Source organism: Terriglobia bacterium (assembly GCA_020072785.1).
Taxonomy (GTDB): Bacteria; Acidobacteriota; Terriglobia; order Acidiferrales; family UBA7541; genus Acidiferrum.
Genome location: JAIQGG010000001.1, coordinates 74,667 through 90,806 on the forward strand (window position 1 = coordinate 74,667; position 16,140 = coordinate 90,806).

A 16,140-nucleotide genomic window follows, 5' to 3' on the forward strand; every position below is an offset into this window, starting at 1 on the left:
CTACCCTCAAACGGTGAAATAAAACGTTGCGCCTTTTTCGACAGCGCCTTCGGCCCATACGCGGCCGCCCAGGCGGTGGATAATGCGCTGCACGGTTGCCAAACCCACCCCGGTTCCGGGAAACTCGCTGGCGCTGTGGAGCCGCTGGAATACGCCGAAGAGGCGCTGGGCATAGGCCGAATCAAAACCCGCGCCGTCGTCTTTCACGAAAAAGATGGATTCCTTTTCGTTCCGGAGCTTTCCGAACTCGATGCGTGCCGCGGGGTGTTTGGAAGTGAACTTCCAGGCATTGCTGAGCAAATTATCCAGTACGATTCGCAGCAGGTGCGGGTCCGCTTCGGCCTCCAGACCCGCTGCCGCGTGAAACTCTACGCTGCGCCCGGGATACGTCTTCAGCAGCTCTGCCGCTACCGACCGCGCCAGAGCGCTCAGGTCTACTCTTTCCCTGCGGATCTCAAACCGCGTCACCCGGGATAAATTCAGAAGGTCGTCAATCAGCGTTCCCATGCGCTGGGTCGCGCCTCTCACGCGCAAGAGATGGTTCTGTCCTCCGGCATCCAGTTTGTCCCCATAGTCCTCGAGCAAAGCCTGGCTGAAGCCGTCAATGCTCCGCAGGGGGGCGCGGAGATCGTGAGAGACCGAATAACAGAAAGCCTCCAGTTCCTGGTTCGCTGCTTCCATCAGCGCGCTTTGCCGCCGGACCTTTCCTTCCGCCTGTTTGCGCTCCTGGATTTCCGCCTGCAGCGCTTCATTGGCCCTTCGCAGTTCCTCGGGGCGGGGAAGAGCCAGCGCCTGCGGCATGAGATGAACAAGGAGAATGGCGGTCGGCACGGAAGCCAGGGCGGTCAGCGCTTTGATGCCCCCGGAAAGCCAATAGGCGGGGATCCAGAGAGTCACGACCTCCATGACGTGTGTGGCGCCACAAGCGACAATAAATATTCCAAAGCACAGGAACATCCAGTTGAAGGGCACGTCCTTCCGTTTGCGGATGAAATAAGTGAGCGTGAGCGGGATAGAGATGTACGCCAGTGCGACCAAAGTGTCCGAAATCACGTGCAGCCAGACGAGCTTCCAATTCCAGAGGTAACAGAATCCATGGGGCATGAAAGGGCCGGGGGACAACAGATTGCGGAGAAACTGCATGGCCTTCCTCCCAACTCACAAGGAAAATTGCTGTGACTGGGCAGGAAGGGGGGGTGCCCGGGCAAGACGATCGACGATCGCTCTCCTAGCAATTTTGAAGGATCGCGGGGTCCTGTCAACATTAAACTTGCGGATATCTCCCAAAGCGGCAATCCTGAAGCTGCCATTTTATGCGCGGCTCTGAACGAGGTCGCCCGCGGAAGCAACCCAGCGTCCAATTTGGAGGCTGTTTTTTTCAGGAGGAAAGTGCAGAATCGTAACTCATGAAAAAACCCACCCCTGCGAAATACGGCACCCAGACCACGGCCATTCATGCCGGAGAGGCGGCGCGGCACGGCGTCAGCGCGCCAGTGGATACACCCATCGTCCGCTCGTCCACCTTCACGTTTCCCAATACCCGGGAGATGAAGCGCTGGGCCGAGGGCAAGAGCAAAGCGTACATCTACACGCGCTACGGCAATCCCACGCTGGCCGTCGCCGAGGAAAAGATTGCGGCGCTGGAGGGCACGGAAGCCGCGGTGGTGACAGCCTCGGGGATGGCCGCGATCTCCTCCGCGCTCCTCGCCGTGTTGAAAGCCGGAGATGAAGTCATCTCCACGGCCCAGCTCTACGGCGGAAGCTACCGCCTGATGCGCGACATTCTCCCGGACCTGGGCATCCACGCGCGGTTTGTGGAAGCGGACCTCGCCGGCATCGGCGGCTGCCTGACCCCGCGCACAAAAGCGCTGTACGTCGAAACGCCGACCAATCCGACGCTGCGCCTGGTGGACCTGCACAAGGCTGTGTCTTTTGCCAAAGAGCACGGCTTGGTCTCCCTGATCGACAATACTTTCGCCACTCCCATCCTGCAGCAGCCGGCGGCTCTGGGTTACGACCTCATCGCGCACAGCGCCACGAAGTATCTCGGCGGGCATACCGACCTGATCGCCGGTGCGGTGGCGGGGAGCCGCGAGTGGGTCGCGCGCGTGCGCCGGATGGTCATCTATCTCGGGGGCTCGATGGACCCGCAGGCGGCGCACCTGCTGCTCCGCGGCATACGCACGCTGGGCGTGCGCGTCGAGCGCCAGTGCGCCAACGCGATGGCCGTGGCGAAATTCCTGGAGAAGCATCCGAAGGTCGCGCGGGTGCATTACCCCGGCCTGGCCTCGCACCCGGACCACCGGCTGGCGAAAAAGCAGATGCGCGGCTTCGGAACGATGATGGCTTTCGATCTGAAGGGCGGGCTGCCCGCGGCCAGCCGCTTCTGCGACCGCGTGCGGCTGTTTCTGCTGGCGGCCAGCCTGGGCGGGGTGGAATCGCTGGTGGTGCTGCCTATCTACACCTCGCACTACAACATGAGCAAGGAAGAACTGCAGCGGGCGGGGGTGCGTCCGGGGACGGTGCGCGTCTCGGTGGGGCTGGAAGACGCCCCCGACCTCCTCGCGGATTTGCGGCAGGCGCTGGCCTAGGGCTCAGCCGGCGTCCACGGGCAGGGTTCGCGCCCCGGGCAGCAGGGAATCGACGATCTCTTCCATCTCCTGCACGCTGGCGACGTCTTTGGGGTAGTCGTACTGCAGGACCTGGGAGGAAAATTTTGCGCTCTCCCCGACCGCGCGGAGAAATTCGCCCACGCGGAGCGTAAGCTGCCTGGCTGTTTCCGGAGAGAGATCCGGCAGGATCACGCCGAACAGACCCGTCCCGAATTGGTAGATGGAGTCGGTGGGGCGCAGTTTGCGGGCCAAGGCCCGGGCCGCTTCGCCGAGGGCGGTCTTGCCCGCCGGCGTATTGGCTTCGTTATCCTCGAGGGTCACCTGCACCAGAAGCAGGGAAAGGGCGCTATTCTGGCTGGCCGCGCGGCGGAATTCCTGCGTCAGGCGGTGCTGAAAGTGGTTCATGTCCGGGATGGTCTGCAGGACGTCCACGCTGGCCTGATCGCGCAATTGCAGGTTGCGGTTGAGCTCTTCGAGCAGGCGCCTTTTCAGTTCGCGCACGGTGGAGTGGCGGTCCAGCAGGTAGCCCACAAAAAGCAGGGACAGCGTGCAGAAGCCGAAGAAGGCGATGCGCGGCGTCCATTTGTTGACTGGGTCCACGTGCACGAAGACCAGCGGGTACATGAGCAGGGCGACGCCGCTCGCGAGAACCAGGACGATCAACGCGGACAGAATCGTCAGATGCAGCTCGCGGCGCTCCAGTTTGTCCAGTTCGGCACGATCAAAGGCCATAGTGGTCCAGACTCCGGCTTCCGGAAGCGGGCGCCCAAGCGGCACCGCGCGGGGAAGAAAGCACCCTTCTCTAGAAATTGTGAGTGGAAAGAAGGCGGTGTTCAATAGAACTGTCCAGGGGTGTGACCTAGCTGCCATCCCAGGGCTTGTGCCGGCGGGAGGAAAACATGCCGGCCTGGGAAAAACCGGCGCTACCGGAGGGGGCTAGGAACGGCGGCCGGGAGTGCGGGGGGCGTGCGCGGCGCGGTATTCGGCGAGTTCGGCTGCGGTGATGAGGTAGCGGGTTTCCTGGGGATGGTTGGCGGCCGCAGCCAGTTCGCGCTGCAGACGCTGGGAACAGATGCCCGGGGCGTCTTGGAAGCGGACGCGGCTCTGAAAGTCTTCATGGGCGATGGTGACGAAATATTCGCAGGGCTCGCAGGAAGTTTCGCGGACGCTGAAGGCGTACTCGCGGCCCTTGGGACTGGGGCGGAAGCCCAGGTACTGGATGGTCGGCTGGCCGTTCACTTGGCACCCGGCGCGGCCAGCGCAACCGGAGCCAGCACCACGGCTTTCTTACGGCGGACGCGCTTGCGCTTGGGGGGCGTGCCTTCGGCGGGTTCCAGCACCACCAGACCGGTGACGAACTTCTTGGGTCCGTGCAGGTCAAAATCGATGGAGGTGCGCTCGGGATTGGTCTCGGTGATGACGCCGAGGCCGTACTGAAAGTGCTTGATGTACTGCCCTTCCGCGAGACCTTTCATGAGAGCTCCTGGGTGGCCGGCGAGGGCCGGTCGGCACATCGTGTAGAGACAAAAATGGGGCGAGCCAGCCGTAGCTGACCCGCCCCGTGAAGCTTACAGAGGCTGAACGTTCGAGGCTTGCAGGCCCTTGGGGCCCTTGGTCACTTCGAATTCAACCGCCTGGCCTTCATTGAGGGACTTGTACCCCTCCGCGACGATCGCGGAGAAGTGCACGAAAACATCCTCGCCACTCTGGCGCTGAATGAATCCGAAGCCCTTGCCGGCGTTGAACCACTTCACTGTTCCTTGTTCTTTACTCACTGTGTTTCCTCTTCTTCTGAATTAAGCTATCTGGTGCCTCGTGTTCCGAACCTCTACTGAGCCTTCGGTGTCTCTGAGCCGTACAACGAAAAAGGCCGCGAGTTAGAGTCTCGCAGCCCCTTCACGAATCCAAAGGTTATACAAGAGCAACAAACGCAGGATTAGAATACCATAAATTGGGGAATCTGCAAGGAATAATATTGCCGCATTGGGAACGTGTTTCCGGAAAGCAAAGCCCGCTGTGCACCCCCGGCCGGACCCTCCGGCACTCTCCAGCCGCGCACATCGGCAGCGGGAAACGGTTGACCCGGGTTGCAGCGACTCTCTACCATAAAGGGATGAAGCGAAGGGTGCACATCGCCGGCGGGATTCTTCTGCTGGCCCTGGGCGTGGCCGGCTGCGAGGACGCAGCGCGGCGCCCGGCGCAGGCCCGCGGCACGGCCCGGCAGCCCGGGCACATACCGGCGCTCGCGGCGGCGCAGACCGCCCCGGCAACTCTTCCCCCGCTGCCCCTGAACAGCCCGGGTGCGGGGCGCCTGGGCGCACTCATCCCGCGGATTGCAGGCGCCCGGGAGTACCTGCTGGCGCAGGTGCAGGCCAAATTCGCGGCCGGCGAAGAGGAATACAAGGCCGGGCATCTGGCGGCCGCGCGGCGCGATTTCGACGCCGCGGTGGACCGGCTGCTGGAGAGCGGCTACGACCTGAGCGCGGACCCCCAGCTGGGCGGGCTGTTCCGGCGCATCGTGGACACCGTCTACGGCTACGAACTGCAGGCCTTCCGCGCGGGGGACGGTTTTGAAGAGGCCCCGGCAGTGGCCGCGCCGATCGACGAAGTCGCGGAGATGACCTTTCCCGTGGATCCGCGGCTGAAGGACCGCGCCGAAGAGGCGGCCAAGAACGTTTCGCACGACCTGCCGCTGACGGTCAACGACACGGTTCTCTCGTATTTGAATTTTTTCCAGACCCCGCGCGGGCGGGCCATCGTGGAAACCGGGCTGCGCCGCGCCGGGCGCTACCGCGGGATGATCGCGCGGGTGCTGCGCGAAGAGGGCCTGCCGCAGGACCTCATCTATCTGGCGCAGGCGGAGAGCGCCTTCCAGCCGCAGGCGTTGTCGCGCGCCGGGGCCCGCGGCATCTGGCAGTTTGTGGCCTACCGCGGGCAGCAGTACGGCTTGCGCCACACCTGGTGGGTGGACGAGCGGCAAGACCCGGAAAAGGCCACGCGCGCGGCGGCGCGCCATCTGCGCGATCTCTACGCGCAGTTCGGCGACTGGTATCTGACCATGGCCGCGTACAACTGCGGCCCGGGCAACGTGCAGAAGGCCGTGGAGCGCACCGGCTACGCCGATTTCTGGGAGCTTTACAAGCGCAACGTGTTGCCCCGGGAGACCAAGAACTACGTGCCTATCATCCTGGCGCTGACGCTGATCGCCAAGGACGCCGCGCACTACGGCATCGCCGTGGAGCCGGAAACGCCGCTGAAGACCGACGTGGTCAAGCCGGAGCGGCCCATCGACCTGCGCCTGGTGGCGGAAACCATCGACGTGGACGTGGAGACGCTGCGCGCGCTGAACCCCGCGCTGCTGCGCCTGGTCACGCCCGCGGAGCCGGGCTACGAGCTGCGCCTGCCCCAGGGCACCGCGGACCGTTTTTTCGCGGAGATCGCGGCCATTCCCGCGGACAAGTGGGTGAGCTGGCGGCGGCACCGCGTGGAAGCGGGAGAGACGCTGACGGCCATCGCCAAGCGCTTTCGCGTGACCCCGGCGGCCATCGCCCAAGTCAACAGCCTGGAACGCAGCCAGCCGCTGGAGCCGGGGCAAAAGCTGATCATCCCGGCGGCGCAGTCGGCAGCGGCCAGGAACCGCCTGGTGCGTTACCGCGTGCGCCGCGGCGACACTCTGGACGGCATCGCCGACCGCTTCAGCGTGAGCAGCGAAGAGGTGCGGCGCTGGAACCGCTTGCGCGCCAAGCGCGTTGGCCGCGGCATGGTGCTGCGCATCTACACGCTGGGCGGTGGCCCGGAGCGGGCCCCCGCGGCGCATGCGCACCGGCCCGGCTCGCGGGCGCGCAAGAGCTTGGCCGGGGGCTCCGTGGCCGCCCAAGGAAAGCCCTGACCCATTTTTTGGACTGGCTGCTAGCCGGTGTCCGGGCCGCGCGGCTCTCCCCCCAGCCGGGCGGCCATCTCCTCCCGCCTCTTCGGACTCATACACTTCAACTCTGCTAGGGGGATACGATGTGAGTAGGCTCTTCCAGTATTCGAGAATCCTTGACAAACATACGCGGACTGCGATACCAAAGCCAGCAGGACAAAAAGCCGCTGCCGGCGGTCTCCGGCCGGCCAGGCGTCCCGCGCCGGCACATCGGGGAGGATTCCCTGTGGGGAGGATGGAATGGATTTCGAAAAGGATGCCTTTGACGACGACAACGAGCTGTCCCGCCTGGACGAGGAAGAAGACATCGGCGCTACGGAACTTCTAGAGGCCGAGGAAGAAGAGCTGGTCATAGAAGAAGAGCCGGAAGCGGCGGCGGCCCCGGCGGTGCGCCCCGCAGGCAGACCGGCGGCGAAGAAGCCCGCCAGAAAAGCCCGGAAAGCGGCCAGGAAAAAGAAGGCCAAAGCCCGGGGCAGGAAAAAGCCGGCCAAGAAAGCCAAGAAGACCAAGAAAGCCCGGAAAGCCAGGAAGGGCGGCAAGAAGGCGGCGAAAAAGCGCAAGAAGCGCTAAGCTTTTGCGCCCGAAGTTTTTGGCAGATCGGACGGGCCCGGAGTCATTCCGGGCCCTTTTTCTTTTCAAAGTGAGACTAGGTGTAGGCGGGGCTCATTCCCGCAGCGAACAAGCTGGATGTCGAAATGGGAATGTTCCAGGAAGAAACAACTCCTTGCTTGCCGTCCACGCGCGACCCCGTTAGCATAGCGCCGCATGTTGCGTGCTCTGGAGCAGATCCGGCGGATGCGCGGCGGCGCCCAGGCGCACCTGGTGCGCTGCAGCGACGGGCACTACTACGTGGTCAAGTTCCAGAATAATCCGCAACATAAACGGGTTCTGGTGAACGAACTGCTAGGAACCAGGCTGGCGGCGCGCCTGGGGCTGCCTACGGCGCCGCTGGCCGTCGTGGACGTGCCGGAAGAGCTGATCCGGCTGACGCCGGAGCTGGCCATGGAACTGGCGCGCACGCGCATCCCCTGCCTGCCGGGACTGCAGTTCGGCTCGCGCTATCCGGGGGATCCGCGGCACCTGACGCTGCACGACTTTTTGCCCGACGAGCAGCTGCGCGCGGTGGAAAACCTGCACGACTTTGCGGGCATGCTGGTCTTCGACAAATGGACCTGCAACACCAACGGCCGCCAGACGCTCTTCTTCCGCGAGCGCGAGGCGGGGGGCGCCGCGGGCGCAAGCGCGGGGGGCGCGCCGGAGGCTTACAAGACGGTGATGATCGACCAGGGCTTCTGCTTCAACGCCGGGGAATGGAACTTTCCGGACGCCCCGCTGCGCGGGCTCTACGCGCGCAACCGCGTCTACGAAGGGGTCACCGGAATGGAATCTTTCGCGCCGTGGCTGGAGCGCCTGGAGTCGCGCATCACCGAAAGCGTGCTGGACGACGTGAGCCGCGAGATTCCTCCGCAGTGGTACGACGACGATCTGGGCGCGCTCTACGCCCTGCTGGAGCAGTTGCAGCGGCGCAAAAAGCGCGTGCCGGACCTGCTGCGCGAGGCTCGAAAATCATCCCGGCAACCGTTTCCGAACTGGACGTGAACCATGCCTGAAACCTCTGCTCCGGCAAGCACCGAGCGGCAAGCCTGCGCCTACCGCATCCTGCGCTACACGCCCAACCTGGTCCGCGACGAGTGGGTCAATGTCGGCGTGCTGGTCTACAACCCGGCCACCGGCGAACGCCGCCTGCGCCTGGTCGAAGAACCCGGCGAATACGCGCGCGTGCGCCGCCTGCACCCCGGCGCCGACGAGGCCCTGCTGCGCGCGCTGCGCGACGACCTCGAACGGCAGTTCGCCGCCGCCAGCGGCGATTGGCAGCAGCTGCTCGCCAAGTGGGACAGCACACTTTCCAACGCCCTGCAGCTGGCCCCCCAGAAGGGCGTGCTGGCCGGCGACCTGGACGCCGAGCTGGAGCGCCTCTACGCCGACCACGTGGCCCCGCCCGCCCCGCGCGCCGGGGCTCTGGAACGCCCGGGAAGCCGCGGCGCCGTGCGCGGCTACTGCAACCAGGTCTTCCGCCAGGCGCGCCTCTGGGAGCGCCTGGAAAAAAATATCCGCGTGGACGACTTCACGTTCCCTGGCGACCCCATGAAGCTGGACTACGGCTACCGCAGAAACGGCACGCGCGGCTTCGTGCAGACGCTCTCCGTCACCCGCACTCCGGCCGACGCCAAGCTCCTGGCCTACACCGCGGAGCGCATCCGCGGCAAAACCTCCTCCGCGGAATTCGCCGCGGTCACCGACGTGCCCCTGGCCGCGGACAACGAGCGCCACCGCTTCGTGCGCGACACCCTGCGCGACGCCGGCGTGGAACCCGTGCCGCTCGAGGGCTTCGCTGTGTGGGTGGCCAAACTCAAGCCGATGATTCAGTAATTGGTAAGTCCTGAATCGTGACTGGTGACTCGTGATTCCAGCGCAGGATTTTGTGCGTACGCGATTCTAACTCGCATTTCTCACAAGGTGTCTGTAGGGGCGGGGCTTGCCGCTTTTATTCAGAAGTGGTCCGCGGGGAGTGGTCACTGGTCAGAAATCACGCTGCGGCATAAAAAAGAGGGACGCAAACCGCGCCCCTCTTTTCACGAATCCCCAGTCACGAGTCACTTCTTCGCTTTTACAATACCGGCTCGGCCCAGTTCTCCAGCGTCTCGCGCACCTTGTGCAGGAACTGGTGCGCGATGGCCCCGTCCACCACCCGGTGGTCGTAGCTCAGCGTGACGTAGCACATGGAGCGGATGGCGATGGCGTCGTCCACCACCACGGGCCGCTTCTCGATGGTCCCCAGCCCCAGGATGGCTACGTTGGGCTGGCTGATCACCGGCAGGCCAAAAAGCCCGCCGAAGACCCCCGGGTTGGTGATCGAGAAGGTCCCTTCCTGCACCTCATCGGGTTTCAGTTTCTTCGAGCGCGCGCGCTCCGCCAGGTCGTTCATCGTGCGCTGGATGCCCAGCAGGTTCTTCTCGTCGGCGCTCTTCACCACCGGCACCAGCAGCCCCCAGTCCAGGGCCACGGCGATGCCGATGTTGATCTCCTTGTGCAGGACCACGTTCGTGCCGTCCAGCGAGGCGTTCAGCGTGGGGAAGGCCCGCAGCCCGGCCACCGCGGCCTTCACGAAGAAGGGCATGAAGGTCAGCTTGGTTTCGTAGCGCTTTTCGAACTCGTCCTTGTGCTTGGCGCGCAGCCCGGCCACCCTGGTCATGTCGATCTCGTCCACCGAGTAGACGTGCGGCGAGACGTGCTTGGACGTCACCATGTGCTCGGCGATGCGCTGCCGCATCACCGACATCGGCTGCACCTCGTAGCTTCCGAAATAGATCTTCTCGGGCGGCACGGCCGTTTCCAGCACCGCGTGGAACTGCGCGCCGTGCACCGCGGGCATCGCCGCAGACGTGGTGGGAGCCGGACGGGGAGCGGCGGGCGCCACGGCAGCCGGAGCCGCCGCCGGCCGCGCCCCGCCTTCGATGATGGCCATAATGTCTTCCTTGCTGATGCGCCCTCCGGCGCCCGTACCCTGCACGGTGGAGAGGTCGATGCCGTGTTCCTTGGCCAGGCGGCGCACCAGCGGCGAGCTGTGAATGCGCTCCTCCTCGGCGGCAGCGGCCGGCACGGGCGCCGCCGCCGGGGCCGCAGCGGGTCTGGCCGCCGGTAGCGGCGCCACAGCGGCCTGGGGAGCGGGCGCGGCGGGCTTGGCCGGAGCCGCGGCGGGCGCCGCAGCGGCTACCGCAGCGCCGGCGGCCTCAATCACGCCGACGATGGTCTGAATGGGCACGGTCTGCCCCTCGCCAACCTTGATCTCCTTGAGCACCCCCGCGGCGGGCGCGGGGATCTCCGCGTCCACTTTGTCGGTGGAGATTTCGAAGAGCGGCTCATCGCGCTCCACGCGGTCCCCGGGCTTCTTCAGCCACTTGGTGATCGTGCCTTCGAAAATGCTTTCGCCCATCTGGGGCATTACCACGTCAACAGCCATCTCAGTCTCCTCGCAGGTCGATTCCTTGCTTTCTTATAAAAAGTTCACCGTCGACAGTTGAAAGTTGAAAGTAAACCGGGAATGCGGCGCGGTTATCGCCAGGTTTCCGTTTTTTACTTTCAACTTTTAACTTTCAACTGTCCTCTCAATACCGCGCCAGCTCCTTCGCGGCGTGGATAATTTTTTCCGCGCTGGGCAGAAAATATTCTTCCAGCGTCGGCGCATACGGCACCGGAGTATCCAGCGACGTCACGCGCAAGACCGGGCCGTCCAGATCGCCGAAAGCCTTCTCGCACAGAATCGCGGCGATCTCTCCGGCAATCCCGCCGGTCTTGGTGTCCTCGTGCACCACCAGGACCTTGTTGGTCCTCTTCACCGACTGCAGGATGGTCTCCTCGTCCAGCGGGAGCAGCGTGCGCAGGTCGATCACTTCCGCCTCGATGCCTTCCCGGGCCAGCTTCTCCGCGGCCTCCAGCGAAGTGTGCATCATCGCCGCATAGGAAAGAATGGTCAGGTGCTTGCCCGGTCGGCGCACCACGGCCTTGCCGATGGGCACGGTGTACTCCTCCGCGGGCAGCTCTTCCTTGATGCGCCGGTAGAGAAACTTGTGCTCGAAGAAGAGCACCGGATTGTTGTCGCGGACGGCCGCCTTCAGCAGGCCCTTGGCGTCGTAGGGCGTCGAAGGGTAGATGATCTTCAGCCCCGGCGTGTGCACGAAATACATTTCCGGATTCGCGGAATGAAACGGGCCGCCGCGCACGCCGCCGCCGGAGGGCCCGCGGATAACCATGGGCGCCGGCGCGCCCCACAGGTAGTGCCCCTTGGCCACGAAGTTGGTGATCTGGTTGAAGGCGCAAACGATGAAGTCGATGAACTGCATCTCCGCGATGGGCCGCAGGCCGAGGTAGCTCATGCCGCAGGCCGCGCCGATGATGGCGCTCTCGCTGATGGGCGTGTCGATCACCCGCTCCCAGCCGAAGCGCTCCAGCAGCCCCTCGCTGGTCTTGAAGGCCCCGCCGTAGACGCCCACGTCCTCGCCGAGCAGCACCACCGCCGGGTCGCGTTCCATCTCTTCGAACATGGCCTGCTTGATCGCTTCGAGAAAGGTCACCGGGGCCATGGCTATCTCCTCTTGCCCTTCGCCGCCGCGGCTTTCGCCGGTTTCCGGGCAGGCCTGCTGGCGGCTGCGGCGGCCGCCGGCTTGCCCGGCTTCTCCGCGGGCGCCGATTCGAAATGCAGCGGCGTGGTGGCCACGCCCACGTCCTTGCCCCGCCCGAAGCCTTCCACTTGCCACACCGCCTCCACGCTGCAGCGCGGCGGCGTCACTTCGGCGATGGGCCGCTCCCACTTGGGCTTCGGCGTGTGGCAGCCCTCGCAGTAGACGCCCTCCGCGGCCAGCTCCGGCGGCGGCAACGGCGAATTTTCGGCAAACTCGCGGTCTTTCTCGAGCAGCGTGTCGATCTTCTTCTCGATTTCGGCTTTCCCTTGAGCGTCGAGCAGCTTTTCGTCCAGGAGAAACTTTTCGTGGCGCGCGATGGGGTCGCGCTTCTTCCAGTATTCGAACATCTCCGGGGGCACGTACTCGGCGGGGTCGTGCTGCGCGTGGCCGCGCATGCGCATGGTCTTGGCTTCGATCAGGATGGGCCCCTCGCCGGCGCGCGCCCGGTCCACCGCCTCCTTGGCCGTGGTGTACACCGCCGCCACGTCGTTGCCGTCCACGATGTAGCTGGAAATCCCGTAGGCCTTGGCGCGGTCCGCCAGATCCACCAGCGGCACTTGTTTCCGCACCGGCGTCGAATAGGCCCACTGGTTGTTCTCCAGGATGAGCACGAAGGGCGCCTTCTGCGACGCCGCGAAGTTCAAGCCTTCATGAAACACGCCCGTCGAGCTGCCGCCATCGCCGATCCAGGTCATGGCTACGATCTTCTGCCCCAGATAGCGCCCGGCCAGGGCCACCCCAGTCATCACCGGGATCAGGTCCCCGAGCATGGAGATGGGCGAAACGATGTGCAGGTTCTCCAGGTCCCCGAAGTGGCTGGTGCCGTCCTTGCCCAGCGTCGGCGAGGTGTATTTGGCCATGTGCTGGGTGAAAATGTCGCGCGGCGGAACGCCCTTGGTCAGCAGCGCCCCGATATTGCGAATCATCGGCGCCAGCCAGTCCTTTTTCTCCAGCGCGTACGCCGTGCCCACGGAGATCGCTTCCTGCCCCAGGCTGGAGTACAGTCCGCCCACGATCTTGTTCTGGCGGAACAGCTTCCCCATCGTGTCTTCGACGGCGCGGTTGAGCCTCATGTAGTAGTAGAGGTCCAGGTGCTGCTGCCGCGTGAGCTCGGTTTTCATTCGTTACTCCGATTCCCCTGTAGCGCCGCCCTAACGGGCGGCATTCGGCCCATTTGGCAGAAGATGCCAGGCGGAAGCCCGGCGCTGCGCTCGCCGCCGCGGCCCCGCCCCTACGCGGAAACCGCGACCGATTGCTCGCAGGCTTCCAGCCGCTCCAGTAATTCCCCGCACGTTGCCGTCTGCGTCTCCAGACCAAACAGTTCCCCGAAATGCCGCACGAGGCGCGGAGCGATCTCCGCGCGCTCCACGCTGCGCCCCAGCAGCTTCTCGAGCGAAGTGGCCTTGCGCCCGGCGATCCCGCACGGCACGATCAGATCGAAATAGCGCAGGTCCGGCGCCACGTTATACGCGAAACCGTGTGAGGTGACCCAGCGGCTGATGTGCACCCCGATCGCCGCCAGCTTCTCGCTCGGTTCTTCTTCTCGCGGCGCCAAATCTTCTTTCTTCCCGGTCGTCACCCACACACCCGTCTTCCCCGCCTCGCGCCTCGCGGCCAGCCCCATCTCCGCGGTCGCCCGGATCATAACCTCTTCCAGCGTGCGCACGTACCAGACCACGTCGCGACGGATAACCCCGAGATTCAGGATCGGGTAGCCGACGATCTGTCCCGGCCCGTGATAGGTGATGTCCCCGCCGCGGTCCGTGGGGTGCAGCTCCACCCCGCGCTCCCGCAGCAGCTCCTCGGAAGCCAGCAGGTGCTCGCGCTTGCCGCTGCGCCCCAGCGTGATCACGTGCGGGTGCTCGCAGAGCAGCAGCACGTCCTCGATCGCGCCCGCCTTGCGTGCCGCCACCACACGCTTCTGCAGCGCCCACGCCTCGGCGTAGCCGCTGCGGCCCAACTCGACAATGAGGCAGCCGTTCATTTTTCAGAAATTAATCTGCAGTCCCCGCACCGAGGCGAAAGCCTCGCCCATCGCCTCCCACACCGTGGGATGCGCGTGCACCATGTTCATCATGTCATCCACGGTGCCCTCCAGCTGCAGCACCGTCGCCGCCTCGGCCAGAATCTCCGTGGCCAGCGGGCCGATGATGTGCACGCCCAGGACTTCGCCGTAGCTCTCCTCGGAGACGATCTTGATGAACCCGCCGTGGCTGCCGAGAATCGTGGCCTTGCTGTTGCCCAGGAACGGAAACTTGCCCACCTTCACCGCGTGTCCGGCGTCGCGCGCCTGCTTCTCCGTCAGTCCGATGGAGCCGATCTGCGGCTCGCAGTAGGTGGCTCCAGGAATGCGCGTCTTGACGATGGGCTGCACGGGCTTTCCGGCGATGTGCGTCACCGCCACGATCCCTTCCGCGGAAGCCGCGTGCGCCAACTGCGGCATACCGGCCACGATGTCGCCGATGGCGAAGAGCCCCTTCTCCGCGGTCTCCATGTACGGGCCCACGTGCACGAAACCGCGCTCCACCTGGGCCTTGGAGTTCTCCAGGCCGCAGCTTTCCGTCAGCGGACGCCGCCCCACGGCGATCAGGATCTTCTCCGCTTCCAGCGTCTGGCCTTTGCCATCTTTGTCCTGGAAGGTGACGCTGACGCCCGCGGCGTTCTTCTTCACGGACTCTACCGCGCTGCTGGTGAAAATCTGGATGCCCTTCTTGCGGAAGGCTTTGTCCAGCTCGGCGGAGATCTCTTCGTCCTCGACGGGCACGACGCGCGGCAGCGCTTCCAGGATGGTCACCTGGGTGCCGAAGGTGTGGAAGATGGAGGCGAACTCCACGCCCACCGCGCCCGCGCCCACCACGATCATGGACTTGGGGATCTCCGCCAGCTGCAGGATTTCCCGGTTGGTAAGGATGGTCTTGCCGTCCGCCTCGACCCCCGGCAGCATGCGCGCCTCGGAGCCCGTGGCCACAATGATGTTCGCGGCTTCGATCTCGCTTTTCTTGCCGTCCTTCTCCACGCTCACGCGCCCCGGCCCGGCGTAGCGGCCCCAGCCCTGCACCAGCTCCACCTTGTTCTTCTTGAACAGCATCTCGATGCCCTTGGCGTGCTTCTTGACGATCTTATCCTTGCGCGCCAGCGTGCCGCCCCAATTCACCTTCACCCCGCTGACTTCGAAGCCGTATTCCGCGGCGTTCTTCAGGTGCTCGTAGACATCGGCGTGGTGCAGCAGCACCTTGGTGGGAATGCAGCCGACGTGCAGGCAGGTGCCGCCCAGGAAGGCGTCCTTTTCGATGACCACGGTTTTCAGGCCCAACTCGGCGGCCCGAATCGCGGTCACGTACCCTCCCGGACCGCTGCCGATAATCGCTACATCGTACTTTGCCACGCGTAGTCTCCCTTCGCTGCGCCCCACAACCAGATGGCCTTTGCCAGTGTACCCGTCGCCGCCCGTCGCCAGAAGTCCCGTGGTGGTCCGTCTGCCGGACACCGGGTTGACCGCTTCGCGGTCACAAATACAAACGCAAATCTTAGCAGCCGCCCCACCCAGCCGCAACTCCGCGCCGGGGCCAGGTTTTTCCGGAAGTTTCTTACGCGGCAACCGCCCGGCGCGCGCGAAACCGCCGGACTTTCGCCAGGTTCCCGCAATCCCGCATGGTGCACCACTGGCGGCTGTGGTTCTTGCTCTTATCCAGAAAGAGCCATCCGCAGCGCTCTCCGGGACATTCCCGGACGCGCCCCAGGGCCGGGGAAGACAGTAGCGCCGCCGCCGATTGCGCCAGGGGCCACAGGGGACGGTCCAGCGCCGTTTCCTCGCCGTCCCAGCGCCAGATCCATCGCCGGTCCACAAAAAGCAGGCGTTCCCGTCCCCGGGCGATGCCCAGCTCGCGATTCAGGGTGGCCAAATCTGCCTTCTGCGGGGAACGCCCATCCAGGACCGCCACAAAAATTCGGTAGAGGGCCTCGCGCAGACAAAGAGCGCGCGCAAAGACCGCGCCAGCCGCGCTCCCTCTCCGCCGCCCCAGGCGGGCCAGCGCGGCCGCCTCGCGCTCCGTCACCGCGCCGGAATGGCGGCTCCAGAACAGGAGGTCTTCGTAGCCGAGCAGCTTCTCGCGCAGAATCGCGCCGCCACTCCTGCGCCGGCTGGCCGCAGGACGCAGGCGCCCGCCGACGCTGTTGACGAAGTCCAAACAGAGCGCGCCGGCGACAAATTTGAAGGGCCTTGCTTGTGCGCTCCCGGTCATTTCTGGAACCTCCATCTGTAACCTGCAAAATAGAACTTGACAAGTTACTGTGCACCGTCGTATTGGTCACTATCATAACGCAGTCTTGCCGGTTACGGACGCGTTTCTGGAACCGCGCCGCT

General features: G+C 64.9%; 16 protein-coding genes. 5 read left to right on the plus strand and 11 right to left on the minus strand.

Features of this window, described 5'->3' with window-relative positions; translation table 11 throughout:
* Positions 1–6: 6 nt before the first annotated feature.
* Positions 7–1,143, minus strand: coding sequence for a two-component sensor histidine kinase (locus tag LAN61_00290; GenBank protein ID MBZ5538934.1), 1,137 nt, complete (start codon positions 1,141–1,143; stop codon positions 7–9).
* Positions 1,144–1,406: 263 nt separating this feature from the next.
* Here LAN61_00290 and LAN61_00295 point away from each other — a divergent pair, with 263 nt between their 5' ends.
* Positions 1,407–2,591, plus strand: a complete 1,185-nt coding sequence (locus tag LAN61_00295; GenBank protein MBZ5538935.1) for an aminotransferase class I/II-fold pyridoxal phosphate-dependent enzyme — start codon at positions 1,407–1,409, stop codon at positions 2,589–2,591.
* 3 nt (positions 2,592–2,594) lie between these two features.
* Here LAN61_00295 and LAN61_00300 read toward each other — a convergent pair whose 3' ends face one another.
* From LAN61_00300 to LAN61_00315, 4 genes are all read right to left on the minus strand, one after another.
* Positions 2,595–3,344, minus strand: coding sequence for a GGDEF domain-containing protein (locus LAN61_00300; GenBank protein ID MBZ5538936.1), 750 nt, complete (start codon positions 3,342–3,344; stop codon positions 2,595–2,597).
* A 204-nt stretch (positions 3,345–3,548) separates the two neighbouring features.
* On the minus strand, positions 3,549–3,851 hold the full coding sequence (locus LAN61_00305; GenBank protein MBZ5538937.1) for a hypothetical protein: 303 nt from the start codon (positions 3,849–3,851) through the stop codon (positions 3,549–3,551).
* Positions 3,848–4,087, minus strand: coding sequence for a hypothetical protein (locus LAN61_00310; protein ID MBZ5538938.1), 240 nt, complete (start codon positions 4,085–4,087; stop codon positions 3,848–3,850). The genes LAN61_00305 and LAN61_00310 overlap by 4 nt, the downstream gene beginning before the upstream one ends.
* A gap of 93 nt (positions 4,088–4,180) precedes the next feature.
* Positions 4,181–4,387 (minus strand): cold-shock protein, encoded by a 207-nt coding sequence (locus LAN61_00315; protein MBZ5538939.1) that lies wholly within the window; start codon positions 4,385–4,387, stop codon positions 4,181–4,183.
* A gap of 338 nt (positions 4,388–4,725) precedes the next feature.
* Between LAN61_00315 and LAN61_00320 the strand changes: the two genes are divergently transcribed.
* The 4 genes from LAN61_00320 to LAN61_00335 all read left to right on the plus strand — a co-directional run bounded on the left by LAN61_00320 (position 4,726) and on the right by LAN61_00335 (position 8,967).
* Positions 4,726–6,501: a transglycosylase SLT domain-containing protein gene (locus tag LAN61_00320; protein MBZ5538940.1), complete on the plus strand. Its 1,776-nt coding sequence runs from the start codon at positions 4,726–4,728 to the stop codon at positions 6,499–6,501.
* A 276-nt stretch (positions 6,502–6,777) separates the two neighbouring features.
* A complete protein-coding gene (locus LAN61_00325) occupies positions 6,778–7,107 on the plus strand; it encodes a hypothetical protein (GenBank protein ID MBZ5538941.1) in 330 nt (109 codons plus the stop codon).
* Positions 7,108–7,302: 195 nt separating this feature from the next.
* Positions 7,303–8,136 carry a phosphatidylinositol kinase gene (locus LAN61_00330; GenBank protein ID MBZ5538942.1) on the plus strand — a complete coding sequence of 278 codons (834 nt, stop codon included), beginning with the start codon at positions 7,303–7,305 and terminating at the stop codon, positions 8,134–8,136.
* 3 nt (positions 8,137–8,139) lie between these two features.
* Complete coding sequence (locus tag LAN61_00335; protein MBZ5538943.1) at positions 8,140–8,967, plus strand: DUF3037 domain-containing protein; 828 nt, start codon at positions 8,140–8,142, stop codon at positions 8,965–8,967.
* 238 nt (positions 8,968–9,205) lie between these two features.
* Here the strand turns inward: LAN61_00335 and LAN61_00340 are convergent, their stop codons facing one another.
* The 6 genes from LAN61_00340 to LAN61_00365 all read right to left on the minus strand — a co-directional run bounded on the left by LAN61_00340 (position 9,206) and on the right by LAN61_00365 (position 16,018).
* Positions 9,206–10,558 (minus strand): 2-oxo acid dehydrogenase subunit E2, encoded by a 1,353-nt coding sequence (locus LAN61_00340; protein MBZ5538944.1) that lies wholly within the window; start codon positions 10,556–10,558, stop codon positions 9,206–9,208.
* Between the two features lie 145 nt (positions 10,559–10,703).
* Entirely contained in the window at positions 10,704–11,678 is a 975-nt protein-coding gene (locus tag LAN61_00345) for an alpha-ketoacid dehydrogenase subunit beta (protein ID MBZ5538945.1), read from the minus strand.
* Positions 11,679–11,680: 2 nt separating this feature from the next.
* The gene (locus tag LAN61_00350; GenBank protein ID MBZ5538946.1) at positions 11,681–12,898 is read right to left on the minus strand and encodes a thiamine pyrophosphate-dependent dehydrogenase E1 component subunit alpha; all 1,218 of its coding nucleotides are present in this window, start codon (positions 12,896–12,898) and stop codon (positions 11,681–11,683) included.
* A gap of 110 nt (positions 12,899–13,008) precedes the next feature.
* Complete coding sequence (lipB, locus tag LAN61_00355; GenBank protein ID MBZ5538947.1) at positions 13,009–13,761, minus strand: lipoyl(octanoyl) transferase LipB; 753 nt, start codon at positions 13,759–13,761, stop codon at positions 13,009–13,011.
* Positions 13,762–13,764: 3 nt separating this feature from the next.
* A complete protein-coding gene (lpdA, locus tag LAN61_00360; protein ID MBZ5538948.1) occupies positions 13,765–15,162 on the minus strand; it encodes a dihydrolipoyl dehydrogenase in 1,398 nt (465 codons plus the stop codon).
* Between the two features lie 202 nt (positions 15,163–15,364).
* Entirely contained in the window at positions 15,365–16,018 is a 654-nt protein-coding gene (locus tag LAN61_00365; GenBank protein ID MBZ5538949.1) for a CGNR zinc finger domain-containing protein, read from the minus strand.
* Positions 16,019–16,140 lie beyond the last annotated feature (122 nt).